19 protein-coding genes and 2 pseudogenes are annotated in these 26,630 nt (G+C 57.7%); 6 read left to right on the top strand and 15 right to left on the bottom strand.

What is annotated here, in order from left to right:
• Positions 1-300 precede the first annotated feature (300 nt).
• The 7 genes from ftsY to RAE07_RS01560 all read right to left on the bottom strand — a co-directional run bounded on the left by ftsY (position 301) and on the right by RAE07_RS01560 (position 9,940).
• On the bottom strand, positions 301-2,265 hold the full coding sequence (ftsY, locus tag RAE07_RS01590; protein WP_317001182.1) for a signal recognition particle-docking protein FtsY: 1,965 nt from the start codon (positions 2,263-2,265) through the stop codon (positions 301-303).
• 102 nt (positions 2,266-2,367) lie between these two features.
• On the bottom strand, positions 2,368-5,877 hold the full coding sequence (smc, locus tag RAE07_RS01585; protein ID WP_317001181.1) for a chromosome segregation protein SMC: 3,510 nt from the start codon (positions 5,875-5,877) through the stop codon (positions 2,368-2,370).
• Positions 5,878-5,955: 78 nt separating this feature from the next.
• A complete protein-coding gene (locus RAE07_RS01580; RefSeq protein ID WP_023021271.1) occupies positions 5,956-6,234 on the bottom strand; it encodes an acylphosphatase in 279 nt (92 codons plus the stop codon).
• Between the two features lie 22 nt (positions 6,235-6,256).
• Complete coding sequence (locus RAE07_RS01575) at positions 6,257-7,756, bottom strand: alanine/glycine:cation symporter family protein (RefSeq protein ID WP_200288901.1); 1,500 nt, start codon at positions 7,754-7,756, stop codon at positions 6,257-6,259.
• 53 nt (positions 7,757-7,809) lie between these two features.
• Positions 7,810-8,625: a bifunctional DNA-formamidopyrimidine glycosylase/DNA-(apurinic or apyrimidinic site) lyase gene (gene mutM, locus RAE07_RS01570; RefSeq protein WP_248098812.1), complete on the bottom strand. Its 816-nt coding sequence runs from the start codon at positions 8,623-8,625 to the stop codon at positions 7,810-7,812.
• 2 nt (positions 8,626-8,627) lie between these two features.
• Positions 8,628-9,398: a ribonuclease III gene (gene rnc, locus RAE07_RS01565; protein WP_200288899.1), complete on the bottom strand. Its 771-nt coding sequence runs from the start codon at positions 9,396-9,398 to the stop codon at positions 8,628-8,630.
• On the bottom strand, positions 9,395-9,940 hold the full coding sequence (locus RAE07_RS01560; protein ID WP_086587445.1) for a YceD family protein: 546 nt from the start codon (positions 9,938-9,940) through the stop codon (positions 9,395-9,397). Before RAE07_RS01560 ends, rnc begins: the two co-directional genes overlap by 4 nt.
• 150 nt (positions 9,941-10,090) lie before the next feature.
• Here RAE07_RS01560 and RAE07_RS01555 point away from each other — a divergent pair, with 150 nt between their 5' ends.
• Positions 10,091-10,738, top strand: coding sequence for a hypothetical protein (locus RAE07_RS01555; RefSeq protein WP_023021266.1), 648 nt, complete (start codon positions 10,091-10,093; stop codon positions 10,736-10,738).
• A gap of 184 nt (positions 10,739-10,922) precedes the next feature.
• Here the strand turns inward: RAE07_RS01555 and RAE07_RS01550 are convergent, their stop codons facing one another.
• Both RAE07_RS01550 and gdhA read right to left on the bottom strand, forming a co-directional pair.
• Positions 10,923-11,681, bottom strand: coding sequence for a DivIVA domain-containing protein (locus RAE07_RS01550; protein ID WP_023021265.1), 759 nt, complete (start codon positions 11,679-11,681; stop codon positions 10,923-10,925).
• Between the two features lie 199 nt (positions 11,682-11,880).
• Positions 11,881-13,227, bottom strand: a complete 1,347-nt coding sequence (gdhA, locus tag RAE07_RS01545; protein ID WP_200288898.1) for an NADP-specific glutamate dehydrogenase — start codon at positions 13,225-13,227, stop codon at positions 11,881-11,883.
• Positions 13,228-13,425: 198 nt separating this feature from the next.
• Here gdhA and RAE07_RS01540 point away from each other — a divergent pair, with 198 nt between their 5' ends.
• Complete coding sequence (locus RAE07_RS01540; protein ID WP_023021263.1) at positions 13,426-14,508, top strand: glycerate kinase family protein; 1,083 nt, start codon at positions 13,426-13,428, stop codon at positions 14,506-14,508.
• On the opposite strand, the gene RAE07_RS01535 is transcribed toward RAE07_RS01540, so the two are convergent.
• Complete coding sequence (locus tag RAE07_RS01535) at positions 14,505-14,903, bottom strand: hypothetical protein (protein WP_023021262.1); 399 nt, start codon at positions 14,901-14,903, stop codon at positions 14,505-14,507. The two genes, RAE07_RS01540 and RAE07_RS01535, sit on opposite strands and share 4 nt — an antisense overlap.
• 36 nt (positions 14,904-14,939) lie before the next feature.
• On the opposite strand from RAE07_RS01535, the gene RAE07_RS01530 reads away from it, so the two are divergent.
• Positions 14,940-16,145: an amidohydrolase gene (locus tag RAE07_RS01530; RefSeq protein WP_317001179.1), complete on the top strand. Its 1,206-nt coding sequence runs from the start codon at positions 14,940-14,942 to the stop codon at positions 16,143-16,145.
• A 100-nt stretch (positions 16,146-16,245) separates the two neighbouring features.
• Positions 16,246-18,636, top strand: coding sequence for a glycogen/starch/alpha-glucan phosphorylase (locus tag RAE07_RS01525; protein ID WP_317001178.1), 2,391 nt, complete (start codon positions 16,246-16,248; stop codon positions 18,634-18,636).
• 70 nt (positions 18,637-18,706) lie between these two features.
• Here the strand turns inward: RAE07_RS01525 and RAE07_RS01520 are convergent, their stop codons facing one another.
• Positions 18,707-19,891, bottom strand: a complete 1,185-nt coding sequence (locus tag RAE07_RS01520; RefSeq protein ID WP_317001209.1) for an alkaline phosphatase — start codon at positions 19,889-19,891, stop codon at positions 18,707-18,709.
• Between RAE07_RS01520 and RAE07_RS01515 the strand changes: the two are divergent.
• Both RAE07_RS01515 and RAE07_RS01510 read left to right on the top strand, forming a co-directional pair.
• Positions 19,868-21,210 (top strand): annotated as a pseudogene (locus RAE07_RS01515) (IS256 family transposase). The gene RAE07_RS01520 and the pseudogene RAE07_RS01515 sit on opposite strands and share 24 nt — an antisense overlap.
• A gap of 36 nt (positions 21,211-21,246) precedes the next feature.
• Positions 21,247-21,974 (top strand): annotated as a pseudogene (locus RAE07_RS01510) (IS1634 family transposase); the annotation flags it as partial.
• A 30-nt stretch (positions 21,975-22,004) separates the two neighbouring features.
• On the opposite strand, the gene RAE07_RS01505 reads toward RAE07_RS01510, so the two are convergent.
• From RAE07_RS01505 to RAE07_RS01490, 4 genes are all read right to left on the bottom strand, one after another.
• Positions 22,005-22,895: a cation diffusion facilitator family transporter gene (locus RAE07_RS01505; protein ID WP_317001177.1), complete on the bottom strand. Its 891-nt coding sequence runs from the start codon at positions 22,893-22,895 to the stop codon at positions 22,005-22,007.
• Positions 22,896-23,189: 294 nt separating this feature from the next.
• The gene (gene pyk, locus RAE07_RS01500) at positions 23,190-24,605 is read right to left on the bottom strand and encodes a pyruvate kinase (RefSeq protein WP_198010468.1); all 1,416 of its coding nucleotides are present in this window, start codon (positions 24,603-24,605) and stop codon (positions 23,190-23,192) included.
• Between the two features lie 158 nt (positions 24,606-24,763).
• The gene (lgt, locus tag RAE07_RS01495; RefSeq protein ID WP_023021256.1) at positions 24,764-25,717 is read right to left on the bottom strand and encodes a prolipoprotein diacylglyceryl transferase; all 954 of its coding nucleotides are present in this window, start codon (positions 25,715-25,717) and stop codon (positions 24,764-24,766) included.
• A 45-nt stretch (positions 25,718-25,762) separates the two neighbouring features.
• Positions 25,763-26,593 (bottom strand): indole-3-glycerol phosphate synthase TrpC, encoded by an 831-nt coding sequence (locus RAE07_RS01490; RefSeq protein ID WP_023021255.1) that lies wholly within the window; start codon positions 26,591-26,593, stop codon positions 25,763-25,765.
• Positions 26,594-26,630: the final 37 nt, after the last annotated feature.

Below are 26,630 nucleotides of genomic sequence, written 5' to 3'. Positions count from 1 at the left end.
CCATTCCCACCAAGGCCAAACCACATTGCAGCATTCCCTGGCGACTGATAAAAGGCGAGCACAACCGCCCCAAATACGCTTATAGTCAGAAAAACCACAGGCACTTAGCAGGACATTCTTCCATTCCAATTGAATTGCCCATTCCGCATAGTTTGCGAAGTGGTGATCCTAAATCGGCGAAAAGAATTCGCGAGCAAGGTATACGCTGGAACTCAGCCAGGAAAACGAAGAACTCCCCCCAGCACACCGTGGCGCACGCTCGTGCTTCCCGATATGCAGGGGGAGCTTTGAAGTTAGGCGTTATTTCTCGCCCAAGAGAGCGTCGACAAAGCCTTCGACCTCAAACGGTGCGAGATCATCGGCGCCTTCCCCCAAGCCCACGAGCTTGACCGGAACGCCCAATTCCTCTTGCACCTGGAAGACGATTCCGCCCTTGGCAGTACCATCCAGCTTGGTTAGGACGACGCCGGTGATATCTACTACCTCGCGGAATATGCGGGCCTGAGTCAGACCATTTTGTCCCACGGTAGCGTCCAGTACCAGCAGAACCTCGTCCACATCGGTCTTCTTTTCCACCACGCGCTTGACCTTGCCCAACTGGTCCATCAAGTCTGTGGAGGTATGCAGGCGGCCTGCGGTATCTACCAAGACCACATCTACTTGCTGTTCTACACCGCGAGCTACCGCGTCGAAGGCGACCGATGCTGGGTCAGCGCCCTCCTTGCCGCGCACGGTATCGGCGCCAACGCGGCGACCCCATGTCTCGAGCTGATCAGCGGCCGCAGCACGGAAAGTATCCGCCGCGCCCAGAAGTACCTTATGACCCATGGCTACAAGCACACGGGCAAGCTTGCCCGTGGTGGTGGTTTTGCCGGTGCCGTTAACGCCGACAACCATAACGATGGCTGGCTTACCCTCATTCGGCATGGCCTTAATGGAACGGTCCATCTCTGGGTGGCCTGCCTCGATGAGGCATTCACGCAGCATGGCACGGGCCTCGTCCTCGCTGGAGACGCCGCGCTCAGCAATCTTCTCGCGCAGGGAGTCAGTCACTTTCATAGTGGACTTGGTGCCTAGGTCCGCCATGATGAGAGTATCTTCTACTTCCTCCCAGGCATCTTCATCCAGATCGCCTGCGGAAAGAATTCCCATAAGTCCCTGGCCGATGGCATTTTGCGAACGGGACAGGCGTCCACGCAAACGCCCAAGGCGCCCACCTGCGGGGGCGATGTCTTCCTGTGGTGCTGGCGCTGGGGCCGGCTCTCCCTCTGGAACTTCGGTCTGCTCCTTGGCTGCTTCGGCCGCGCCGGTTTGTGCCTCGGCTGCAGCCGCAGCCTCTTCGGCCTCCTCGCGGTCATCGACGCGCTCTTCAATGTCTTCCGCGTTCTTGTCTTCAACGACCTCGTCAAAGACTGGGGATTCCTCTGCTGCTGCGGCGTCTTTCACATCGACGGTATCTTCAGGAGCTTCTGCCTTTTCAGCAGCTGGCGAAGCCTCCTCCGCTGACTTATCTGCCTGCGGCGTCGCTGGCTCCTTCGGCTCGGATGTTGCTGCTGGCTGCTCGACCGATTCTGCGACATTATCCGCAGGCGTTTCTTTACTTTCTGCAGCCGCAGCTGCCGTACCCGCTATCCCTGCTGCACCGGCAGCGGTTGCCGCCGTGGCTCCAGCGCCCGTGGACGGGTTCTTTTCGGACTTATCTGGGAGAGAGTCAGTCGGCTGCTCTTTGACATCTGCCGGCTTCTTGGTCTCAGTAGTTTTATTGGTTTCTGCCGGCTTTGCCTGCTGTTGTGGTGCCGGCTTATTTTCCTTTGGTTGCTCTACCGCGGGCTTGTCGGCCGCAGCATCGGTCTTAGCCTGAGCAGGCTGTGGCTTGTCCGCAGGTGCTTGCGGCTTGGCCTGTGGTTGTGGGGTCTTGCCGCTAAGCTGCTCGTTGGCAATGTCGGTAGCATTAGGCTCTGCCTTTGCCTCCTGATGTGCCGGAGCTGACTTATCCGCAGCTGGCTGGTTCTTCACGGGCTTTTCCGCTTGCACCGGGCTTTTCTGCTTTTCCTTGGCACTACCGGCAGGAGCGAAGTTAAAGCCGGACTTAGCTTGATAATTGCCGGACTTTTGCTCCTGAGTAAGCTGCTTCGGTTCTTCCTCAGTGGGCTTGTCAAAGGACACCTTCTTGGCGTCGCCGCGTTTTTTGCCGATTACTACGAGAAGAATAATCAGCACAATGACGACGATCGCAATGCCGATCCATAACCATAAAGAATTCATGTCTCTATAGTGCCAGTCTTGCGGGCTCGCGGCACGCCAAACCCCCTCCTATCCCGGATAGAGGGGCCTACCGGCAGGCGACGCCCGCGGCTACCACCCTGGCTAGTCGCCCCGTGGAGCATCAACGCCCAGGCGGGTAGCGTCCTCGCTGGCTTGCTCTGTTCCAGGGGCACTACCTGCGGGATTCATGCGCTGCGAAATAACACGGGTGATACCGTCGCCGCGCATGGTCACGCCATACAGCACGTTAGCTACATCCATCGTCGGCTTTTGGTGCGTAATGACGATAAGCTGCGAATCCTTGCGCAACTCTTCAAAAAGGGCAATGAGGCGGCGCAGGTTGACATCATCAAGCGCTGCCTCAACCTCATCCATGACGTAGAACGGGCTGGGGCGGGCGCGGAAGATTGCTACCAGCATTGCCAGCGCGGTGAGCGACTTCTCACCACCAGAAAGCAAGGACAGGCGCTTGACCTTCTTGCCCGGTGGGCGCGCTTCCACCTCGATGCCGGTGGTAAGCATGTCCTCCGGCTCCGTGAGGATGAGGCGGCCCTCGCCACCAGGGAAAAGGGTCTGGAAGACCTTGGGGAATTCCGCTTCCACGTCATGCCAGGCATCGGTGAAAAGCTGTAAAATCTGCGCATCCACGTCCTCAATAACCCCGGCAAGATCCTTGCGGGCTTGGATGACATCTTCCAGCTGGGTGGACAGGAAGGAATAACGCTCCTCCAAAGCCTTATATTCTTCCAACGCAAGTGGATTAACCTTGCCCAAAGAATTCAAGTCCTTTTCTGCTTGCTTCAGGCGCGCATTTTCCGCCCCGCGATCGAAATCCTCGCCTGGGGTGTAGTCCTGCAAAAGGTCCGAAATCGCAATGCCGAGCTGCTCCACAATCTTGGCTTCTGCTTCATCGACGCGCACCTGTGCCTGCGAGCGAGTAATTTCTGAGTCATGAGCGCGGTTGGTCAACCGGTCCAGCTGCTGTCGCGCGGCCGAGACTTGCTGTTTTACCTGTTGCAACTGCGCGTTCAAGGAGGTGCGCTGCGCAAAGTAGTCATCGCGCTCAGCGGTGGCGCGCTCTAGCAATTGCGTGGCGCGCGCGGTCAAATCACGCGAATGCCTTGCCACTGCACCGGCCAATTCCCCTTGGGCTTTGCGCCGGGCCATGGCCTGCTCATGGCGAGCCTTGGCTTGGCGCTCATGCTGCGCTTGGCGACGCAATGCCTCGCCCTTCCCCGCTACCTGACCCACTTGGTCTTGAGCAGAGCGGGCTGCAACCTGCGCCTCCATCTCCATCGACTTAACCTGCTCTAATGCGGCCGAAGCCTCGTCACGTTCCGCCGAAGAAGGCTCATCTGGCTGCTCGTCCGCATCGACGCGGGCGAGCCTATCGCGGGCGTCGGCAAGCTGCTTGCGGGCTTCTGCGATCTTTACCTCAATCTCGGTCGCCCGCGCAGCGGCCTTTTCGTGTTCCGATTTATTGGCCTCGTATTGCTTAAGCAGGCGCTGATGATCACGCTTCCACGCGTCAACCTCGGTATCGTGTTCGCGCAAAGCAGCCTTCGCCGAAGCGGCGGTCACGCGGGCATCTTCTGCTGCAATCTTTGCACCTTCAAGCGTGCCGGATAGCTCTTCTAGCTCCTGCGTCGCAGATTCCAGCTGTTCCTCTGCCTCTGCGATGCGAGCGGTGACCTCTACGGTAGACGAGGCACCGGTGCCTACTTCTACCCAACCTTCGCCCAGCACCACGCCCGATTCGGTAACGGCGCGCAGGCGAGGATCCTCTGCCACCAATTTTTTCGCCGCCGCGAAATCGGGAACGAGCACGACATCCGCAAGGAGGCGGTGCAGCGCGGCGGATACCTCCGGAACCACAGCAATGTGGTCGAGCAACCACGAGGTTCCGGTGGGCAAAGTTGCATCCACGCGCCAGGAAGTGGCGGGGGCGGCCACGGAGACATCGATAAGCGCGGAACGCGTACCTTTTTCCAGGTCCGAAATGAGCTGAACGGAAATCTCGCCGGCCTGAGCCTCAGCGAAGGCGCCCAATGCGGCAGCAACCGCTGTCTCATATGAGGTGCTGATGAATGTGGCCAGCGGCTGGAACTGCTCACCTACATCGATTTTTTCTGGTGCGGTCTGGGCCAAGGTATCGATGCGGGAGCGCAACGTGTACACGGCGCGCTCGCGTTCGCGCTGCTCATCGCGCAGCTGTTCCAAGCGCTTATCAGCCGCACCCGATTCACTGGCCGCGCGCACATGTGCGTCCTCGAGCGGCTCGCGCTCGCCAGCCAAAGATTGCAGTTTATCCGCCACCTCATCGGCCTCTGCCTGGGCAGATTGAGTGCGCTGACTGGTAGAAGCAAGGGTTTCTTCTTGCCGCGCTAGCTCCTCTTCCGCCGAAGTAACCTGGCCTGCCGCCTTTTCCTCCGCCGCGATAAGGCGGACTACGCCCTCGCGCCTATCAGCAATGGCGCGCAGCTGGGCCATGTGTTCGCGCTCGGCCGCCTCGAAGGCTTCGCGGCGCTCTGCTACCTCTTCGCGGATCGCTTCCAGGCGTTCTGCAGCTTCTTCCGCCGCGGCGAGAAGCTCCGCATGCTCCTCATCTGCACGGGTGGCCCGTGCCTCTAGGTCCTCCGGATCTTGGCCAGAATAAGCCACCTGCGCACCAGCATTGGCCGCTCGCTCTTCCGCGATGCGCTGCGTGGCGGAAATGCGCTCAGAAAGCGTAGACAGATCGAACCATAGTTTTTGAGCGGCATCTGCCTTGGGGCTTATTTCTTCTAGTTGGGCTTCTACCTCTAGCTGGGAGCCTGTCGCTTCTTCCAGCTGCGCCGTAACTTCTTCAACCTGCTCGGCGAGAACTTCGGCCGTGCGCTCGGCCTCTTGAAACTTGCTGCGCAGCCGCACTACCCTATCGCCGGCTAAGCGCAGGCGGGCATCGCGCAGATCAGCTTGCACCGTGGCCGCACGCTGCGCGGCCTCGGCCTGGCGGGCCAAAGGCTTAAGCTGCTTTCCTAGCTCATCCGTAAGGTCCTGCAGGCGATCCAAATTGGCCTGCATGCCAGTGAGCTTTCGCTGCGCCTTTTCCTTGCGGCGGCGGTGTTTGAGCACACCCGCTGCCTCTTCGATATAGGAGCGCCGATCTTCGGGCCGCGATTCGAGGATTTCAGAAAGCTTGCCTTGGCCGACGATAATATGCATCTCGCGGCCAATACCCGAATCAGAGAGCAGCTCCTGAATATCCATAAGGCGCGCTTTGGCACCATTGATTTCGTATTCGCTGGCACCGTCACGGAACATTCGGCGGGTAACCGAAACTTCCGAATACTCGATCGGCAGTGCGCCGTCCGCATTATCGATGGTGAGGGTTACCTCGGCGCGGCCCAAGGCTTTGCGGTCGCCGGCACCGGCGAAAATGACGTCTTGCATCTTTCCGCCACGCAGCGTCTTGGCGCTTCCCTCGCCCATGACCCAAGCTAGCGCATCGACCACATTGGACTTGCCGGAACCATTCGGTCCGACAACAGCGCAAATGCCCGGCTCAAATTTCAGAGACGTCGCCGACGCAAATGATTTAAAGCCTTTGAGCGTCAGCGATTTCAGGTGCATTTGGGTTAGTTTAGCAAGCTTAGAGCACGCCTGCCCAGCCGAGCCTCAAGGCTCGAAACTGCGGGCATGTGCTATGCATCAGCGTTCAATGAAGCCAGACTCTCCCTTGGGGGCAGCCCATTGCTCGACTACTAGGTCCACCGTTCCTGGCCGGCGAGTCATACTGGGCTGTTCTTTGAGGAGTCCTAGCAACTCCTCACATTTCTCCCGCGGTCCCTCGGCTACAACCTGAACCCGACCGTCGGCCAAATTAGTAGCATGCCCCTTCAAGCCGAGCTCGAGGGCACGGGAGCGCGTCCACCATCGAAAGCCCACGCCTTGGACGTGCCCGTGGACAAAAGCGGTCATTCTTTCCATGGTCAAGCGGCCTCCCTAGCTCCTAGTAGTGATCTTGTTGACCCTTATCGCGCAGGACGCGGCGGTCCTCTTCGCTGCGACGAGTGACGGGGTCGGAGCCGTCCCAGCACTCCACGCCTTTAAGCTCCGGCAGCATATCGCGGTGGAATACCGGGTCAATGCCATGGCTGCGCTGCTCGTTGTAGTTCTTGAGCAGTTTGATGGCCACCCCGGATAGCGGCACGATGGCGAGGATATTGAGGATAACCATGGTTGCCGCGCCGGTATCGGCCAAGGCAAAGACCAGCGGCAAGGAGCCCACCGCACCGAACCAGACAAAGAAAAGTACGACGAGGCGGAAAATCACCAGCGCAGGCTTGCTCTGGGTGAGGTACTCCAGGTTAGACTCCGCCAAGTAGTAATTGCCCAGGATGGAAGAGAAGGCCAGGAAGAAGAGGATAAAGCTGACGAAGTGGATTCCCCACTCGCCCACCTCAGAAGATAGGGCTGCCTGGGTCAAGGACACGCCTTCTGCTTCTGCACCATAGGCAATCTCTGGTCCCAGCAAGATAATGAAAGCAGTGATGGTACATACCACCAAGGTGTCAAAGTACACGCCGAGGGTCTGCACCAAGCCTTGCTTGACTGGGTGAGATACGGCCGCAGTTGCCGCCGCGTTAGGGGCAGAGCCTTCGCCGGCCTCATTTGAAAACAGACCGCGCTGAATACCCTTCATCATGGCCGCGCCAAGACCGGCTCCCGCAATTTCCTTGATTCCTAGGGCGTGACCGACGATATCGCCAATCATTCCCGGTACCTTGTCAAAATTGGTAATGACGACAAAACCACCGATGAGCAGGTAAGCCACCGCCATAAATGGCACGATGACCTGGGTGATATTGGCAATGCGGTTCACACCGCCAAAGATGATAAGACCCGCAACCACGGCGATAACAATGCCGATAATGGAGCGGAACATCGTGTCATCGCGGTCAAAGGAAAAGGACACCGCATCCGCAATGGCGTTGGTCTGGAAGGCGTTATATACCAAGCCAAAGGTAAAGGCGATGGCGATGGAGAAAAGCACGCCGAGCGGTCCCCACCCCAAACCGCGCTTCATATAATACGCCGGACCACCGCGGTACCCATTGCCATCGCGGACCTTCCACAGCTGGGCCAAGGTTGACTCGATGAACGCAGTAGCGCCACCCAGGATGGCAATCAGCCACATCCAGAAGACGGCACCTGGGCCGCCAACGGAAATGGCCACTGCCACGCCGGCAACGTTACCGGTGCCAACGCGGGAAGCAGCTGAAATGGTGAAGGCCTTAAACGCGGAGATTCCGCCATAGTCTTCGTCCTCATCGCGGCCCTCCCCCTTGGGGCGCTCGACGACGGCGCGGAACATATCCGGCACCATGCGCACTTGCACCAAAGCAGTACGGATGCCGAAGAATAGGCCCGCAGCAATCAGCAGCCACGGCAAAATCCACGACCACACGCCGTCATTAAATGTCGTTACGACATTTTCAAGAAAATCCATGCAGAATAATTTACTGCCTTAAGGTTCACAACGTGAACCCCATACGCCATAAATTATTGACAATGGGGGCAAAAATGGGTGGACCGCCCTGAAATTATGCAGCGCTCCAAGGGCGTTCCACACCGCAGACAGGGCTGGCCAGCACGCCCATACGCGGCCAAGGAACGCGAAAAATACCCCGATTCGCCGTTCACATTTACGTACAGGGAATCAAAACTCGTGCCGCCCACTTTTAGGGCCGCTGTCATGACCTCCTGAGCTGCTGCAAGCAGAGCAACAGCATCTTTTTGCCGCAAGGTCGAAGCTTTCTTGCGGGGTGAGATTTGCGCGTCCCACAGGGATTCATCAGCGTAAATATTGCCGATTCCAGAGGTCAGCGTTTGATCCAAAAGCGCGGTCTTCACTGCGGTCCTCTTCGCACGCAGGCGCCGTGCTGTAGCCGCACTATCGAAATCCGGTTCCAGCGGGTCAATGCCAATGTGCGCAATCTTGTCCCACGGCGCATACAACCAATACCCAAAGGTGCGCTGGTCAACAAAGCACACCTCTACCCCACCGCTCAGCTGGGCGGTAATGCGAAGGTGCGAAGATTCGGTGGCACCTATTCGGATCTGACCCGACATACCTAGGTGGATAAAGAGGACGTCACGGTGGGGGTCCATGGCATCTTCGCCCACAAATTCCAGCCACATAAACTTCCCGCGCCTGGCCACCGCAGAGATCTCTTTGCCCTCAAGGAGACCGGAAAGCGGCTCATCTTGGCCACGATTGGAACGCGGGTGTAACACCTCTACAGACTCAAAAGTCCGTCCCACCACGTGTGGTGCAAGGCCACGGCGGACGGACTCGACTTCCGGCAATTCCGGCATGCTCAGCCCTCTTTATGTGCAGTGCCTTGCACCAAAAGCGGAGTTTCGCGCAGGGTCTGGCAGGCCTCCTGAGCTGCCTGCTGCTCGGCCAACTTTTTATTGTGGCCCACACCATTTCCTACGGTCAGACCAGCCACAGTAGCTACTGCATTAAAGGTCTGGTCATGCTCTGGTCCGGTGGAAGTAGCCGAATAAACCGGCATCGGCGCCTTTAGCTCCGCGCACAGCTCCTGCAAAGAGGTCTTCCAATCCAAGTGGCGCCCGCTCACAGTCGCATTTTCGATCTTTTCCGCAAATAAGCGCAAGATGACGTCACGCGCCGTTTCAAAACCATGCTCGCGGTAAATGGCACCAAAGATTGCCTCAGTGGTATCCGCAAGAATGGAATCTTTATCGCGGCCACCGGTGGACTGCTCGCCCTTACCCAACAAAATGTGCGGTCCTAGGTTTATTTCCCGGGCGATATCAGACAGGCCGTAGCGCGAGACAATCGATGCGCGCATCTTGGAAATATCCGATTCCGGACGGGACGGGTAGGTGATGTAGAGCTGAGAGGCTACCGAAAGGCCCAGCACCGCATCGCCCAAGAACTCCAAGCGCTCGTTGTTTGGCAAGTGCCCATTTTCATTAGCAAATGAACGGTGGGTCAATGCTAGGCACAGGTGCTCTGGTTGCAATTCCACACCGAGCGATTCCAACAACGGGGAATGGTCTACTGCAGCGAACTCGGCAGCCAGTGCCTCTTCCCCAGTTAGCTTCTTCTTGCGGCTCATAGGAACTTCTCCAAACCAGCCCAGCGGGGATCGACCTTTTCTTCATCCTTTTCGCCAGAGATACCCGTGGTTACGCCCTCAGGCGTGTCAATCTCGCAGCCATCTTCGCATACTGGGGCAAAGGGAAGATTAAGGCCTGCCTCATCGATCACGGCCTGCAAGAGATCCAGCTCATCATCTTCAATCTCTGGAATCTCATCTCCGGATCCTTCGTCGCCGTCTGAAGGGGTATCTCCCGAGACAAAGGATTCGTCGGCTGCAAAGACCTGTGTGACGTGCAAGTCCAACTGTGGGTGCAATTCCTTCAAGCAGCGAGCGCATTCCCCGGTCAGCTGTCCGGATACGTTGGCATCCACTAAGACACCTGCACCAAGAGGGGTCAAGGTAGCGTCTACGGTGAGCTCTTCGCCCTGCGGGATGGCGATCATCTCCACGCCGATCCTCTCAGGTGAGGGGCCGGTTTGGGTGCGTTGTTCCGGCAGTGCGTCAGCGCCTTGGGCGTTCAACAATTCGCCCACATCGAACTTCAATGGTGATGTCATAACACTAGGTAGTCTACCTTGCCCCGCAAACTCCGCCTAGCGGCCCGCGCGAGGAAAGTTTCTGTCAAGAATCTGGCGTTTAATGTAAAAGGACATATGCCTTTGCGGATTAGCCTTTTCCCGAGCGAAAGCCGTCCTTAGTCTGGAAGCATGACCTACCACTTGGCACTAGCCTCCACGGATCTACGCAGCATAGCGCTCGGTTTCACCGTGTTTAGCTGTCTTCCCGCTGCGGTGTTAGCTACTGCCGGTATGCTCGTTCACGCCACTCCACGCCCGGACCGTTCAGGCATGTACGGCGCGCGTGGCATTCGCCTCTTTACCGCACTCATCTGTAGCGTCGTTGCCGGTTTGGTAGCCGGTGCCATTTTAGTATTGCCCACCGGCATGGACCTTTCGGTCCTTACCGGCGCGCTCATCTTTTCCCTAAGCGCAGGTGCTATTACTTGGTTCTCCCGCGCGACCATTCCTACCGCGCTCATTTCTGTGGGCACGATGGTGCTAGCTACCGGTGCGCTCCTTAGCGTGTGTGCCGTGTGCTTTCCACAAAATTTCAGTGATAATCCCTTGACATCATTGTCTTCCTATTTCTTCACTGCACTCGTTGCGTTCCTTTTTCCAGGCTTGGTAACCGCGATTATTGCAGCATGCATGGCCGTCCAATCCGCCGCGCCTGCACACCTTCTCCCGCAGCAGGAAGACATCTCCGTTCCCCTACACACCCACATAACGCCTACTCCCCATGAAAAAGGAAAGGCCATTGCCGCTAAGCAACCTCGCACTCGTGCCACCACCTAATTTACTCAGACCAGCGGCGATGAATAAAGGCCCTATTTGGTGAGTAGACGGTGTACGACGAACCGCCTGCTCACCAAATAGGGCCTTTGGCCGTGCCTAGTGTATAGGTCTTTCCTAGCCCCTTACTCTACGGCCCGGTGTGCACCGAACCATAGAGTTTAAGGCCGATAAAGAAACTAAAGTTTTAGCGCTCGTTATAGCGGCGCTCATAGGTCTCGCCTTCAGCGTAACGTGTGTTGCTTGCGGCGCCGCCGGCGCGTCCCGGAGCCGAATAGTCGCCGCCACGGGAGCGCACTCCGGCACCGCCACGCAGGGCAGAGCGGTCGGAGTTTACTGTACGCAGCAGACCATTAAGGGTGGTTTCAAATTCGCTTAGCTTGCCATCCACAAATTCATCGCATTCACTGCGCAGACGGTTAGATTCGGTGTGGGCGGATTCCACAATGCGATGTGCTTCTTCATCGGCGCGGCGAACAACTTCTGATTCCGAAACCAGACGCTCTTGCTCTGCGCGGCCTTCAGCGACGGAACGCTCATATTCATCATTCGCCTGAGCGATAGTACGGTCTGCTTCCGCGCGGGCCTGCTCCACCATGGACTGAGCGCGAGCTTCAGCATCAGCCACCAGCTTGGCGGCATGCTGTTCTGCATGGGACACCGTGGCATCTGCTTCCTCGCGGGCGTGGCCCACAATGTCATCTGCCTGGGCATTAGCATCATTGATGGTTTGGTCCGCGCGCTCCTCAGCGCCGTGCAGGATTTCATCCTGCTTATCCAACACATCCTGCGCGTCATCAATCTCAACGGGCAGCGCGTTACGGAGGTCGTCGAGAAGCGCGAGCATTTCATGGCGCGGAACTACGCAATTAGAGGTCATGGGGAAGCCATGGGCCCCCTCCAAGTGCTGAACTAATTCATCTAGAGACTCAAAGACACGGTACATACCGCGAATTTTACATACCCTCACCCGCCATGCGTGGAGGCCACGCACCGAGTGTGTACTGCAGATTTTACTTCCACAACCGGTCTTGCCAGTCCGCGCCCACACATACAGAATTTATGGCACGCATATACAAAAACAAGCGCCCCTTTTACCGCCACGCTCTGTGGCGCAAAAGGGGAGCTTGAATAAAGGCCGATTTTTAGATGACGCCCTGTGCCAGCATGGCATCCGCTACCTTCTTGAAGCCGGCGATATTTGCGCCGGCTACGTAATCGCCTTCGCGGTCGTATTCCTTCGCCGTGTTGTCGATGTTTTTAAAGATATTAGACATGATCGCGTGGAGGCGGTCATCGGTGTAGTCAAAGGACCAAGAATCACGGGACGCATTTTGCTGCATTTCCAGCGCGGAGGTAGCAACACCACCAGCATTAGCGGCCTTGCCCGGCGCGAAGTTGATCTTGGATTCTTGGAATATGTGGACGGCCTCCGGGGTGGACGGCATATTGGCACCTTCGGCCACGTAGCGCACGCCGCCTTCCACAAGCTTTTTGGCCGAGTCGCCGTCCAGCTCATTTTGGGTAGCACACGGCAGTGCCACGTCCGCCCCTACTTCCCAGATATTTCCGCCCTCATGGAATTCCACGCCGCTGCCAGCCTCTTGTGCATAAGTGGAAATACGCTCACGACGAGTTTCTTTGACGTTCTTGAGAAGCTCGATGTCCACGCCTTGTGGGGTGGTGATATAGCCGGAGGAATCGGACATGGCCACCACGGTGGCGCCCAGTTCTTGGGCCTTCGCTGCGGCGTAGATGGCAACATTGCCAGAGCCAGAGACAATGACCTTGGCACCATCAAAGGACTCGCCATGGGTCTTCATCATTTCATTGGTGAAATAGACCGTGCCAAAGCCTGTGGCCTCGGTACGAACCAGGGAACCGCCCCAGGTCAGGCCTTTGCCAGTAAGGACACCGGATTCATGCTGGGTAGTCAGGCGGCGGTACTGACCAAAGAGGAAGCCGATCTCGCGGCCGCCGACGCCAATATCACCAGCTGGAACATCGCGGTATTCTCCGATGTGGCGGTGCAACTCCGTCATAAAAGACTGGCAGAAGCGCATGATTTCCACCTCGGACCTGCCCTTGGGATCAAAGTCAGAACCGCCCTTGCCACCGCCAATGGGCAGGCCGGTCAGGGAATTTTTGAAGATCTGCTCAAAACCGAGGAACTTAATGATGCCCAGGTTGACCGAAGGATGGAAACGCAGTCCGCCCTTGTAGGGGCCGAGCGCAGAATTGAACTGGACGCGAAAACCGCGATTGACTTGGATATCACCATTGTCATCGATCCACGGCACGCGGAAGATGAGCTGGCGCTCAGGTTCACAGAGACGCTCCACCAAGCCGTAGTCCGCGTACTGCGGGTCTTTTTCTAGGACAATCTTCAGCGAGTCCAGAACCTCAGAAACCGCTTGGTGGAATTCTGGTTCTCCCGCATTGCGCTTGAGCAATTTGTCGTAGTACTCAGAAATTTGGCTATCTACTGACATGGCGTGCATTCCATTCTGTGGACGTATAAGAACAGATACCAGTTTCCTATCAAACTACCGATAAAGCAAGCAGTTTCTAGACCTTGCATAGATCCGAACCGTCTTTACCAGCGACAATAAAGTAAAATATTTTCTGTAGAACGTTCGGATCTTCAGCCGCACAGACTCCTTTCGCAGGCGGGCTTTATAATCACGGGCATGCATATTGTCGTCGCGCCAGACTCGTTTAAAGGCACCGCCTCCGCGCCCGAGGCCGCAGCAGCCATTGCTATGGGGGTGCGCCAGGTTCTTCCCGAGGCCACGGTTACCACCCTGCCCATGGCCGATGGTGGCGAGGGAACCGCCGCCGTCCTCGCACAAGCGGCCGCAGCCGGCGGACAGTCCGTCGAAAACATCACCCTGCCTACCACCGACGCCATAGGCCGCTTGACTCAGGCAAGCTATGCTCTGGCCGGAACCACTGCGTTTATCGACGTCGCCTCTGCCACCGGCCTGCCCGCAGTGCAGGACAGCCTTGATCCGCTGCACGCCGATTCTTATGGCACCGGCGTGCTGATTGCGGATGCAGAAACACGCGGCGCCACCTCGATTGTGCTCGGATTGGGAGGAACTGCCAGCATCGACGCCGGTATGGGCATCCTTACCGCGCTCGGCGCTGCCGCGCACGACGCCCGCGGCTACGCCCTGCCCAAGGGCGGCGCTCCCCTAGTTCAGCTCGATCACATTGACACCGCGCAGCTCAATATCAAGGCGGGCATGCTTGATTTCACATTGCTGGCAGATACCCGCGCTACTCCAGTACAGGCGGCAACCATGTACGGCCCCCAAAAAGGAGCGCAAGGCGAGCAGGTAGCCCTGCTGGCCGGTGCCATGTTGCAAACATGCGAAGTCACCGGCGCAGATGCGGACTCCGAATATTTCGGTGCCGCGGGTGGCCTTCCCATCGGCCTGCACTGGCTTTCTCGCACGCTCTGGGGCTCAGATGAGCATATTCGCGTCTTATCCGGCGGCGCACATGTCGCCACTGCACTCGGGCTGCCAGAAAAAATATCCTCCGCCGATCTCGTCATTACCGGCGAGGGCCGGTTTGACGAGCAATCTTTGACCGGAAAGGCCGTCGGAACCATTGCGGGCCTCGCCCAGGACGCAGGCACGCCTATGGGCATTATCGCCGGTTCCTTCGAGCATGACATGGACGCCTACTGCGCATCGCTTAGCCAAGAAGGCCCCCTGGCGCAACAGCTGGCGGCGGCCGCCAGGGACATCGTCAAGCAGCTCTAAGGCCGGATAGACAGCGACCACGGGAAGATAGCTGGCTGCTCATGCGCCAGCTCATCTTCCAACAAGACGTGGTCTTTCGGCAGCACTGCATGCGGGGTAAGAAGGCGCGAGAGCACCATGCCTAGTTGGTTAACCGAGCCGCTCACCCCTGTTACCGCAATGTCGTAGCGGTACACGCTCGCGTCCTCAAGGTCGCGGTCCTCATGCTCATCGCGATAATTTTGCCGCAGCTGTTCTTCCAACCCCTCTGGAAACTGCGGCGCATCGGGGCGAGTAACCTCAGCGGAGGCTAATGAACCGCTTTCTACCAACTTGTCGGTGGCAGTGGTAAAGATATCCGCGACGCGCTCTGCTTGTGCGTTGGGAACCAAAACATCAAATTGAATAACCGGCATAGCGCTAACCCTACCCAATTCCTAAGGTGTGAAACCATGTCTGATTCTGCCCGCATCGCCCAGCTCGTCACTTCCCAGCAGGCCGATCTGGAATGGCAGCAGGACTTTTATGAGGACCTGCACCGCCACCCCGAGCTTTCCCACGAGGAAGAGCGAACCGCCGGTCGCATCCGCGCCAAGCTCGCCGATTTTGACTGCGAGGTAGTAGAGAACATCGGGGGTTATGGGATGGTCGCCATCTTCCGCAATGGCGATGGACCCACCGCTTTGCTGCGCGCGGATTTCGATGGTCTGCCGGTAGAGGAGGCCACCGGTGTTTCCTATTCCGCTGCCAATGGAAATATGCACGCCTGCGGACACGACATGCACACCACCGCGCTGCTAGGTGCCTGCGCGCTTCTCGACGCCTCCCGTAGTTCCTGGTCCGGCACCTTCCTCGCCCTTTTCCAACCGGCCGAAGAATCCTCCATGGGGGCTAAATTCATGCTGGCCGATAACCTCATTGAACGCGTCCCGCGCCCCGATATTTGCCTTGGCCAGCACATCATGCCCGGCCGCGCCGGCACGGTTCGCCACGCCGCCGGCCCGATCATGGCCGGATGCGACTCCCTGCGTATCCGCGTCTTTGGCAAATCCGCCCACGCCTCCATGCCCCATAACTCCATCGACCCGACCTACATCGCGGCTATGATCGTCACCCGCCTCCAAGCCATTGTGGGCCGCGAGGTCGCCCCGCACGAGTTCTTTGTCATCTCCGTAGGCGAGCTTCACTCCGGCGATAAAAACAACATCATCCCCGACTCCGCCGAGCTGGTACTCAATACTCGCTACTATGATCCCGCGCTGGCAGAAAAGGTCTATCACTCCCTCGAACGCATGGTTAAGGCCGAGTGTGTCGCCTCCGGAAGCGAGCAGGACCCCACTTTTGAGTACTACGCCCACGGCGAGGTCACCGATAATGACGCCGCTGCCCATGCCCCAATAGGCGAGGTTTTCGACGCCGCTTTTGGCTCCGACTCAGTCATCGCGGTCCCCTCCACCGCCTCCGAGGACTTTTGCTACCTGCCGCAGGCGTGGGGGGTACCTTATGTCTTTTGGCACATCGGCTGCACCCCGGAAGATGAGTTGCAGGATCCTCCGGTCAACCACCAAGCAACCTTCCTGCCTGACTATGCCCCCACCGTTTATGCCTCCACCCGGGCGGCATATGGTGCGGCAATGACCTACTTGGCCACGCCCTAGGTGCCCGAGACGCGTATTCTCATTCCCCCGCCTGCGGCGCAGGGCCAATGCTATTAAGCTGGCAGGCGTTTCGTGACTCCCCACAAACTTAAGGTTGAAAATGAGCCAGCCACGGCATTCTGCTTTCGAATCCACTGTTCCCTCCCATGTCCGCGCGGCCTCTGGCGTGAGCCCGCACAGCGCTTCCAACCGTAAGTTCTGGTCGGGCCTCTCCGGTGCCGTCATGGAGCAGATTGCCGATAATTGGGAGCGCACCCGTGCTGCCTACGCGGAAACGCGCCAACAGCACTACTTCTCTGCGGAATTCCTGCAGGGACGCGCGCTGCTCAATAACCTCACCAACTTGGGTCTTGTTGACGATGCCAAGACCGCGGCCAAGGCAACCGATCACGAGCTGAGCGATGTCCTCGAAGCCGAGCATGATGCCGCGCTCGGCAACGGCGGCCTCGGACGCCTTGCCGCCTGCTTCCTCGATTCCGCTGTCACTCAGGACTACCCCGTAGCCGGCTATGGCCTTCTCTACCGCTACGGCCTTTTCCGACAGTCCTTTGAGAATGGCTTCCAGAAAGAACAGCCAGATGCGTGGATGGAAAACGGCTATGACTTTGTCATTCGCCGTGCCTCTGAACAGCGCCGCGTCCACTTCGATGACATGGACGTGCGCGCAATTCCCTATGACATGCCTATCACCGGCTACGGGACCGATAACGTAGGCACCCTGCGCCTATGGAAGTCCGAGCCCATCGATGACTTCGATTACGATGCCTTTAACTCCCAGCGCTTTACCGAGGCCATCGTCGAGCGCGAGCGTGTTATGGACATCTGCCGCGTGCTCTACCCCAATGACACCACGTACGAAGGCAAGGTACTGCGCGTGCGCCAGCAGTACTTCTTTGTCTCTGCCTCCCTGCAGACCATGGTGGATAACTACATTGACCAGCACGGCGAAGACCTCACCGGGTTTGCGAAGTATAACTCCATCCAGCTCAATGACACCCACCCCGTACTTGCCATCCCGGAGCTGCTGCGCATCCTGCTCGATGAGCATGGTCTGAGCTGGGATGCAGCCTGGAAGATCGTCACCGAAACCTTCGCCTACACCAACCACACCGTGCTGGCGGAGGCGCTGGAGAGCTGGGAGGTGTCCATCTTCCAGAAGCTGTTTTGGCGCATTTGGCAGTTGGTGGAGGAAATCGACCGCCGCTTCCGCGAAGATATGGCCCACCGCGGTCTGGATCAGGGCCGCATCGACTACATGGCGCCGGTATCCAACGGCCACGTGCATATGGCCTGGATCGCCTGCTATGCCGCCTACTCCATCAATGGTGTCGCCGCCCTGCACACGGAAATCATCAAGGCCGATACGTTGGCCGAATGGCACGAACTCTGGCCGGAGAAATTCAATAACAAGACCAATGGCGTCACCCCGCGCCGCTGGCTCAAGATGTGCAACCCCCGCTTAGCAGAACTGCTCACGCAGCAGGCTGGCTCCGATGCTTGGGTCACTGACCTCACCCAACTGGCCAACCTCGCTGATAAGGCCGAGGATAAGAACCTGCTTCGCGAACTCATCGCCATCAAGCAGGCCAATAAGCGCGACTTTGCTAACTGGGTAAAAGACCACCAAGGCGCCGAGGTTAATCCCGACTCCATCTTTGATGTACAGATTAAGCGCTTGCACGAGTACAAGCGCCAGCTGATGAATGCCCTCTACGTCCTCGACCTCTACTTCCGCATCAAAGACCAGGGCGAGACGGTGCCGAAGCGCACCTTCATCTTTGGCGCAAAGGCCGCACCGGGCTACGAGCGCGCCAAGGCGATTATTAAGCTCATCAACAGCATCGCGGAGCTAGTCAATAACGACCCAGATACCAAGGACATCATCCGCGTCGTTTTTGTGGAGAACTACAACGTCTCCCCTGCCGAGCACATCATCCCCGCCGCTGATATCTCAGAGCAGATCTCTGTAGCCGGCAAAGAAGCCTCCGGTACGTCCAATATGAAGTTCATGATGAATGGCGCGCTGACTTTGGGGACCATGGATGGTGCCAACGTAGAAATCGTAGAGGCAGTCGGTGAGGACAACGCCTATATCTTTGGCGCCCGCAACGAGGAGCTTCCTGCGCTGCGCGCCGAGTACAACCCGGGCGAGCTTTACCAGAGCGTGCCAGGCTTAGCCCGCGTGCTTGATGCGCTTGTCGACGGCACCTTGGGCGCCGAAAATGCCGGTATCTTCGGCGACCTGCGCTCCTCGCTTCTCGATGGTTACGGGGAGCACGCCCAGGACCAGTACTACGTCCTCGGTGACTTCGCCGACTACCGCGCTACTCGAGACCGCATGGCTGCGGACTATGAGGAAGACAACCTTGCTTGGGCTAAGAAGGCGTGGCTCAATATCTGCTATTCCGGCCGCTTCTCCTCTGACCGGACCATCGCGGACTACGCGAACGAGGTGTGGAAGATCCAGCCCACCCCGATTTCCTCACGCTAAGAAAAGGTCCTGTCCTTCGCTTTCGTGGCGGAGGGCAGGACCTTTGGCAAGGCGTTGTGCTCAATTCTGTTTAGCGCAGGCCCATGCGCTTTAGCTGCTCATAAATGGGCTTCAAGTCAATGTTAAGCACGCCCATCTGCGTAGCTAGGAAACCGAGTCCACCAACGACAGCGCCCAAGATTCCTAGGCCTGTAGCTAGGCCTGCGGCAAATTCCTTGCTGCTGCCTTCCTTGCCGGCGTCATCGGACGGGTTGGCAGCGTCTTCTGGCTGCTCTGGGTCGTCTGCTTGGCCGGTGCCATCGTTCCACCACTCATCAAAGGTCAAGTTGGCTACCAGGGTGTTGTCGATGTAGTCACCGCGGACCGAATCGGTCCCAAAGATACGGGCCATGATGTCCCCGGAGCCGGCGCCCTTGAAGAAGAACGGCACCAACTGGTTGGTGTGCTGACCGGAGTACCAACCGTGGCGAGCAACCTTGCCCTTCTCACCTTCCATAGCGTTGAAGCGGTTATCCGCCTCAGGGTTATCCTCAGTCGGAGCCTCGTTCGCACCGGAGAGATAGCCGGTTTCGTGGTCTGCGGTAACAACCAGCAGGGTCTCCTCCCAGGAAGAATTCTCCTCGACCCATTTGATGGCGGCATCGACCGATTTGTTGAAGTCCTGGGTTTCTTCGATATCGCGCACCGGGTTATTGCCGTGTCCGGCCCAGTCGATGGCACCACCCTCGATCATGACGGAGAATCCATCTTCATCCTGTCCCAGTGCGTTGAGTGCGCCGGTGGTCATGGTGGGGAGATCCACGACGTCGTTAAGCGGATCAGAGTACGGCTCCTTCGCCTCGCCAGAGCGGGAGTTCTGCAAGGTGGATCCTACCTGTGCGATACCCCAGTACTTCTGATCCGGCTTGACGTCGCCTTCCGCCATCTTCTTGAAGTCATCGTTGGACTCAAAGTAGTTCCAGTCGGTCTCGCCAGCGGAAAGCTTGGCGTAGTCCTCCTCATACATGAAGCTGTAATCCGGAGTATCGACCTTTTGGTGGTCATTGTCGTAGAACGGGTGACCAGCTGCCATGACCACGTCGAGGTCGCTGCCAAGCATCTCGCGGCTGATGTCCGGCAACTTATTGCGGTCCATGTTGTGCGCGGCCCACGCCGCCGGAGTGGCTTCGGAATAGAGAGTGTCTGATGGTTTGTGTGTGGGTTCCCAACCTGCATAAGGAGATAAGCCAGAATGACTACTGTGACAAGACGAGATCCGGCTGATAAGGCCAAGATTGATGCGATTGAAAAGAAGTTGCTTGCTAACCCAGAAATCGCGAAACTGATTGATGACCTAGGCACGTCCACGACGGATGCCAATGACCTGGTTCGCGGCATGTTACAGGCCTCGATTACCAGAGGCCTCAACGCTGAAATGGATGCCCACCTGGGCTACGAGTCTGGCGACAGGAGCGCTAAAGCTGCTGCTGGGACAGACAATCACCGCAACGGGTCGTATCCAAAGACTGTGGATTCTAACTACGGGCCAGTTGCCGTTGATGTCCCGAGAGATCGGGCTGGAACATTCTTGCCAACTATGGTCCCTAAAGGTTCTAGGCGCTTGACTGATGTCGATGACATGATTGTCAGCTTGTACGCCGGTGGGATGACAATTAGGGATATCCAGCATCATATGGCAACGGCGATGCGTGTTGATATTTCCCATGAGACGATTTCCGCAGTCACCGATGCCGTCCTCGATGAGGTCATGGTCTGGCAAAACCGCCAGCTAGACGAGTTCTACCCGGTCATTTTCCTGGACGCGCTGCGCATTAAAATCCGCGATGGCGGCCTAGTGGTCAATAAGTCCGCGTACATGGCAATCGGCGTGGCTCTCGACGGTATCAAGCACTTTTTGGAATCGTGGATTGCCAAAGAAGAAAGCGCTTCATCCTGGGCGCAAGTATGCGCCAATCTTTCTAACCGTGGGGTTAAAGACGTCTTTATCGTTTGCTGTAACGGGTTCAAAGGCTTGCCGGAAGAAGTAAAGGCAACCTGGCCGAACTCTATGGTGCAAACCTGTATCGTGCACCTGATTCGTGCCGCTAACCGATGGGTAGCCTACAGGGATCGCCGGGGCGTATCGGCCGCGTTGAAAAAGATTTACACCGCCACGGACGAGTCCACAGCTCAGGCTGCCTTAGACGAATTTGAAGCCTCTGAATTGGCAGAAAAGTATCCACGCTCAGTCAAAGTCTGGCGAGATGCATGGGCGCGTTTCGTACCGTTTCTCCAGTTCCCACCAGCAGCCAGCAAGGTCATTTACACGAAGAATTCGATTGAATCATTCAACAATGAACTGCGGAAAGCTACCCGCAACAGGGTGCAGTTCACTAACAATGAATCAGCGCTCAAGACGCTATGGTTGATGATCTGCAATATCGAAGACAGACGAGCTGCCAAGAGAGCGAAGCAGGGCAAACGAGTCTCAGCGACAACCGGCAGACTCATGGAAGGGACCCGAGTTTCCGGCTGAAAAAAGCCATTAACCAAATGGCCGTGGCCTACCCCGACAGCTTCGACAAATACCTATAAACCTAGCCCCACACACAAACAACTTGACACCCTCCGAACAAGCAAGCATTGATAGATGCAGGTCTGCACTACATTTTGTCGGTGAAACCCCACCGTGCCTGAGGTGATTGAAACCTGGCGGCGGGAAATCCCTGGTGAAGCCTACGCCCACGGCCAGATCTGGACACAAGCCTCGGCAAGCGATGCGCGCAAACACACAACCCCGAATACGGTGACCCACTTCCAGTACTCCTATGATCGGGCCAGACGCGGCCTGCGCGGAATCAAAGAGCAAGTCGCAAAAGCCAAACGCGCTGTTGACGGCGAAATCGCCATTAAGCGCAACCGCTATTTCGATCTTTCCACCCCGAACAAGAAGGTCAACTACGCTCTTGCTGCCAAACACCGAGCCCTAGCCGGAATTAAAGGCTATGAAACCGACCTGACCGCTCTTCCCGCCCAGGAGGTTATCGGGCATTACCGCAGGCTATTCCACATTGAAAATGTCGTATCGGATGTCGAAATCAGACCTGAAAGCACGCCCAATCTATGCGAGGAAACAAAACTCGATCACAGCACATCTCAATATTGTGATGGCAGCACTAGCCGTGACCCACCTGATGGAGACCCGCAGTGGTCACTTCATCAAACGCCTCGTGAGAACACTCAAGAAATACCGCAGCTTTCAACTCGTCGTTGGCGGCGAAACCATTCACGCCGCCGTACCATTCCCGCCCGACCTCACTGCCACCATCCAAGTAATCACCGGCCGCGAACTTCCGCACAAAATTGGCCTAAGTCAGGTTAGAAGGGAATCAGCACACCGTCTCGTGGGATTCGTGCTCTGGGTGCTCAATCTGGATGGTGGAGTGCTCGATACCGTGTTCGCGCAGGGCCTGCTGGGCGGCATCCAACAGCGGGCCGGTGCCGACGGTGCCGTCGCGCACGATATGCACGGTCGTGAGCACGTTCACGCCGTCCAGGCTCCACAGGTGCAGGTCGTGGATGTCAGCAACGCCCTCGACCTGCCGCAGCGCGGGCTCGATCGCACTGGCGTCGAAGTCCGCCGGGACTTGCTCGAGCAGCACGCTCGCCGAAAGCCGCATGAGCTGCCAGGCGCGCGGCAGCACCATCGCCGCGATCGCTAGGGAGGCGATCACGTCCGCCGCCACAAACTCCGTGGTCAGTACCACGATGCCGGCTACGATTACTGCGACCGAGCCGAGCATATCCACTAACACGTGCAAGAACGCGCCCTCCACGTTGATCGAGGATTTGCGGTGCCGGTGCAGAACCCACGCCGATAGCGCATTCGCCACCAGGCCGATCACCGCGATGATCAGCATCGTTTTTCCCTGCACTTCGGCCGGGCTCTGCAGGCGGCGCACCGCCTCGACGACAATCCACACCGAGATCGCCAGCACCATCACTGCGTTCGCCAGTGCAGCAAGCACCTCCACTCGTCGGTAGCCGTACGTGGCCTGAGCCGATGCTTGTCGGCGCCCAACCAACACCGCTAACACCGCGATGATCAACCCCGCAGCGTCGGAAAGCATGTGCATCGCATCCGCCATCAGCGCCATCGAACCCGCCAACCAGCCGCCGATCAGCTCCGCGAAGAAGACGGTGCCGGTAATGCCTAGCGCAATCAAGAGTGCGCGCAGCGGCGTGCTGGAGTGATCGTGGTCGTGGTGCTCGTGTGCCATGCACTCAGCCTATCCCCGTCGACGCTTATTGACAATTAAATGAAAATGGATGGCGGTAAGCGCAGCCACTGAGGCCAAGTCGGCCTGATTTAGGTCATTGTGCAGTTGTCCTTTGAATGTGTAGAGAAGCTGAAACATGAACAACCAAAAAGTACTGCAGCCGCATGTCAGGAAAGCAACCGCTGAGTGTACTCGAGGTAAATATAAATCTACATTTGTATAAATGTATATAGAAAAGCGCCGCGCCCCGTGGAACGTCTTAAGGGGTGGGGCGCGGCGCTTATGCCAAGAAAATTACTTCTTGGTTTCACCCAACAAGTGGCACTGAATCATGTTGGTATTGCCGGCAATTCCTGGAGGGGTACCAGCAATGACGACAATCATGTCACCTTCTTCGTATTTATCCATCTCCAGCAATGCGTCATCGATAGCTGCCATCATGTCATCGGTGGACTTAACGTGCGGACTCAAGAAAGTCTCCGCGCCCCAGGTCAACGCGAGCTCAGAACGCACGGCCGGATCCGGGGTAAACGCCAACAGCGGCAGGTGGGAATGCAGGCGGGCTACACGCTTGGCAGTATCACCGGAGGTGGTGAAGGCCACGATGGCCTTAGCATTAAGGCGCTCTGCAATATCGCGAGCGGAGTAGGACACCACACCACGCTTGGTGCGTGGAACGTGGGTAAGCGGTGGAACCTTGCCGCCGTCTTCAGCATTAGCCACAATCTTGGACATGGTGCGCACAACGTTCTGCGGGTCAATGCCCACGGAAGTCTCACCAGAGAGCATGACAGCATCGGCGCCATCGAGCACGGCGTTGGCAACGTCGGATGCCTCTGCACGGGTCGGGCGCAGGTTGGAAATCATCGAATCCAGCATCTGGGTAGCCACGATGACCGGCTTAGCGTTTTCACGCGCAATCTGGATAGCGCGCTTCTGGAACAGCGGCACACGCTCCAGCGGCACCTCGACGCCGAGGTCACCACGGGCAATCATAATGGCATCGAATGCCAGCACGATGGACTCGAGGGCATCGACTGCCTCCGGCTTTTCCAGCTTCGCAATAACCGGAACGCGGCGACCTTCTTCATCCATAATCTCGTGGACCTTATCCACGTCAGCTGGGGAGCGAACGAAGGAAAGCGCGACAAGATCTACGCCAAGCTTCAGAGCGAAGCGCAGGTCGGCGATATCCTTCTCCGACAGGGCCGGCACGGAGATATCCATGCCAGGAAGGGAAACGCCCTTGTTATTGGAAACTGGGCCGCCCTCGGTAACCTCACACACGACGTCATTGCCGTCGACTTCCTTACAGACAACGGCGACCTTTCCGTCGTCGATAAGCAGGCGGTCACCCGGCTTGGCGTCCTTGGCCAAGCCCTTATAAGTGGTAGATACTCGGTCGTGGGTGCCTTCGATATCGTCCACGGTAATGCGGACGATTTCACCGTTATCCCACTGCTCCTCGCCGTTAATAAAGCGGCCAAGGCGAATCTTGGGGCCCTGCAGGTCCGCCAAAATACCGACGGCGCGGCCGGTCTTATCAGTAGCCTGGCGCACCCAGTTGTAATTCGCCTCGTGGTCCGCGTGCTCGCCGTGAGACATATTCAAGCGGGCAACGTCCATGCCGTCTTGAACGAGGCGCAAAATGCCATCCTCGCTAGCAACGGCAGGGCCGAGAGTACAGACAATCTTTGTTCTTCTATCCAGCATTATTGGCCTATTCCGTCGGGGAAACTGAACACTCCCCAACCTACTCCTTCGTATGGATTGCGGCCACAATTTTGGACCCCCATTTTCCGAACGGACACTCAAAAATGCCCTAGCCCCCACACAATCAAACCTATTCGGAAATACCGGGGTAGAACCTACGGTGATGCAGAGTCCGAATGCTGCCCCTCAGGTACCGCGCTACCATCGCCACCCCCGTTACTATCGCGGCGCTCGGCCCAATACTTAGGATCTACCTCTGCGGGAGATTCTGGGCCTTGGCGGCGCCTATCAAGCAAGAAAAAGACGACCGCAGAGATGATGAAAATCACCAGGGAGACGATGATATTCACGCGCAGCCCGAAGATATGGGTGGCTTCATCGGAACGCATTCCTTCGATAAAGAACCGGCCCAACGTATAGCCCATGACATAGAGGGCAAAGACTCGTCCGTGCCCCAACTTCCATGCCTTGTGCGCCCACAAGAGGAATAGACATACAAGGACGTTCCACACCAGCTCGTAGAGAAAGGTCGGATGCACCGAAGTCATAACCTCACCCGTGGAGTGCCCGGAGACCGGCGCAAAACCGCCGTTGTCATTGACTCGGTAGTAAATATCTAAAGCCCATGGAACGTCGGTCGGGCGCCCGTAGAGTTCTTGGTTAAACCAGTTGCCTAGCCGCCCAATCGCCTGCGCGAGGACCAGGCCCGGGGCCACGGCATCAGCGAAGGGGCCGAGTGGCACCTTCTTCACTTTGAAAAGTATCCACAAGGCCAGCGCGCCGAGAGCAACAGCGCCCCAGATGCCAAGGCCGCCATTGGTAATCTTTAGCGCATCCGCGGGGCTGCAACTATCGCAGAAGTACTTCTGATTATCGGTAATCACGTGGTAGAGCCGCCCGCCAATGATGCCGGCTGGGATAACCACGATGGCAGCATCCCATACTGTGTCTGGGTTGCCGCCGCGAGCGGTATAACGGCGCAAGGTCATGCGCAGGCCGACGATAATGCCCACGATGATGCACAGCGCGTAGGCACGGATGGGAAGTGGCCCCACCTGCCACACGCCCTGCGGCGGAGACGGAATATTTGCAAGAATTTCTGTGTGCACGTAGCCAGTGTGCCTTATCCCCCACCCCGCCAGCTAGTCGGGGTATTACTCTAATTTGCGCGCGGGGCACGCTGGGTGCTGGCCGGCGGCAACCAGCGACCGAGCCAACGCTGTAGGGTCTTGGGCCGCCATGACTGATTCGCCGACGAGCACCGCATCGGCGCCCCGGGAAGCATAGTGAAAAAGGTTGCGCGCGTTGTTTACCCCACCTACTGCAATGCGCAGGATGGATTCGGGCAGGCCCGGGGCAATATCGTTGAACGCCTCACGGTTAATCGCGTCCGAGGCTAAAGACCACGCATTGATGGAGATAACGCTACTTCCAGCCTTAATTGCGCGGTCGACCTCGGCGCAGTTGCGTACCTCGACGATGGCGGTCATACCGAGAGATTCCACGCGGTCTAATAGTGCCTCCAAGCGAGCCTGCTCCAGCAGCTCTACTTGCAGTGGAATAGCATCGGCCCCATAACAGCGGGCCTCATGAATTTGGTAGGGATCTACGATGAGATCTCGTGACATCATGGGCACATCAATCGCTGCGCGGGCAGCCGCCATGTCCTCCAAAGAACCGTGGAAGCGGCGGAAATCAGTCTGGCACGCCATAAGGTGTACGCCGCAGTCTTCAAAGGTGCGGGCCCATTGCGCCATGTGCTCCGCAGAACCAACATGTGCAATCTCGCCGCCGTAGGGAACGGCACGCTTGAGTTCCGTGATAACGGAGCAGCCGGGGCGCAAGAGAGCTGCGCGCACATCCCGGGGAGATTCCATGTCACGCGAGCGTGCCTTTACTTCCTGAAACGACACACGGGACTCCCGCGCAGCGACGTCCTCTAAGACTCCTGCTACTAGGTGGTCAACGGCAATGGGCGTAGGCATCAGCACCTCCCTCCACGGGCGATTGAAATCACACTTA

The organism is Corynebacterium nasorum, from assembly GCF_032821635.1.
Classification (GTDB): Bacteria; Actinomycetota; Actinomycetes; order Mycobacteriales; family Mycobacteriaceae; genus Corynebacterium; species Corynebacterium kefirresidentii.
The sequence above is the reverse complement of the archived record's forward strand: the minus strand, read 5'-3'. Positions and strand labels throughout refer to the sequence as shown.

Bases quoted from the DNA above. Each gene is read 5' to 3' on its own strand.
- RAE07_RS01575 (WP_200288901.1), bottom strand. From the start codon at position 7,756: ATGGATTTTCTTGAAAATGTCGTAACGACATTTAATGACGGCGTGTGG.
- rnc (WP_200288899.1), bottom strand. From the start codon at position 9,398: ATGAGCCGCAAGAAGAAGCTAACTGGGGAAGAGGCACTGGCTGCCGAG.
- gdhA (WP_200288898.1), bottom strand. From the start codon at position 13,227: ATGTCAGTAGATAGCCAAATTTCTGAGTACTACGACAAATTGCTCAAG.
- RAE07_RS01540 (WP_023021263.1), top strand. From the start codon at position 13,426: ATGCATATTGTCGTCGCGCCAGACTCGTTTAAAGGCACCGCCTCCGCG.
- RAE07_RS01530 (WP_317001179.1), top strand. From the start codon at position 14,940: ATGTCTGATTCTGCCCGCATCGCCCAGCTCGTCACTTCCCAGCAGGCC.
- RAE07_RS01550 (WP_023021265.1), bottom strand. From the start codon at position 11,681: ATGTACCGTGTCTTTGAGTCTCTAGATGAATTAGTTCAGCACTTGGAG.
- RAE07_RS01555 (WP_023021266.1), top strand. From the start codon at position 10,091: ATGACCTACCACTTGGCACTAGCCTCCACGGATCTACGCAGCATAGCG.
- RAE07_RS01505 (WP_317001177.1), bottom strand. From the start codon at position 22,895: ATGGCACACGAGCACCACGACCACGATCACTCCAGCACGCCGCTGCGC.
- smc (WP_317001181.1), bottom strand. From the start codon at position 5,877: ATGCACCTGAAATCGCTGACGCTCAAAGGCTTTAAATCATTTGCGTCG.
- RAE07_RS01490 (WP_023021255.1), bottom strand. From the start codon at position 26,593: ATGCCTACGCCCATTGCCGTTGACCACCTAGTAGCAGGAGTCTTAGAG.
- RAE07_RS01525 (WP_317001178.1), top strand. From the start codon at position 16,246: ATGAGCCAGCCACGGCATTCTGCTTTCGAATCCACTGTTCCCTCCCAT.
- RAE07_RS01560 (WP_086587445.1), bottom strand. From the start codon at position 9,940: ATGACATCACCATTGAAGTTCGATGTGGGCGAATTGTTGAACGCCCAA.
- mutM (WP_248098812.1), bottom strand. From the start codon at position 8,625: ATGCCGGAATTGCCGGAAGTCGAGTCCGTCCGCCGTGGCCTTGCACCA.
- RAE07_RS01535 (WP_023021262.1), bottom strand. From the start codon at position 14,903: ATGCCGGTTATTCAATTTGATGTTTTGGTTCCCAACGCACAAGCAGAG.
- ftsY (WP_317001182.1), bottom strand. From the start codon at position 2,265: ATGAATTCTTTATGGTTATGGATCGGCATTGCGATCGTCGTCATTGTG.
- RAE07_RS01580 (WP_023021271.1), bottom strand. From the start codon at position 6,234: ATGGAAAGAATGACCGCTTTTGTCCACGGGCACGTCCAAGGCGTGGGC.